Raw genomic sequence first — 738 nt, 5'->3', positions numbered from 1 at the left:
CATAATAAAAAGAGGTGATCCTATGGAACAGTCCACCTTGCTGAAAGAAAAAGTACAGGCTGGTTTTATGGTAGAACGAATGGAAGATATGAATGAGGAGTACTGCCAAGCTTTAAAACAAACCTTGACGATCGTCGGGGATACGGAATTATTAAGTGTCCCTCCTTTATTGACGGTGTATGATCAGGCGCCAACGTTAAGCCAGAAGATTACGGCGCTAGCCATTATGCAGGATGAAATTGGTCACGCTCACATCGCCTATCGACTGTTAAAGGACCTGGGAGAGAATACGGAAGCATTGGTTTTTGAACGTCAGGCCAATCGTTGGAAAAATCCGTATGCGTTTGATTTTGAATTGTCAAACTGGATTGAACTCGGCGTGTTTAATGCTCTCTTTGATCGTGCCGGATATACCCTGTTGGGCGATGCTCACGAGCATACCTCTTATGGCCCGTGGAAACGCGCTTTGGTGAAAGTGGATAAAGAAGAGTTGTTCCATCTGCGGAATGGGGAAATCATCATGAAGGCCGCAATGGAAAATGCGGAAACAAAAGAGCAGGTTCAACGGGCAGTGGATTGGATGTTTCTGATGGCCCTGGAGTTTTTCGGTGTAGCGGATGAACTGAAGAGTCGTTCTACACAGTTGGATTATAAGTTGAAAGGAAGAACGAACGACGAACTTCGTCAGAAATGGCTCTCCACCGCGGTTCCGTTCTGTGAGTCCATCGGGGTGAACGT

1 protein-coding gene is annotated in these 738 nt (G+C 46.2%); it reads left to right on the top strand.

Features of this window, described 5'->3' with window-relative positions; translation table 11 throughout:
* Positions 1-22 precede the first annotated feature (22 nt).
* On the top strand, positions 23-738 hold a 716-nt coding region (locus ACFO8Q_RS23780; RefSeq protein WP_380029859.1), incomplete at its 3' end, for a Phenylacetic acid catabolic protein.

The organism is Effusibacillus consociatus (genome assembly GCF_042652925.1).
GTDB classification, from domain to species: domain Bacteria; phylum Bacillota; class Bacilli; order Tumebacillales; family Effusibacillaceae; genus Effusibacillus; species Effusibacillus consociatus.
Note: the sequence above shows the minus strand (reverse complement) of the source record. Positions and strands in the feature narration are given on the sequence as shown.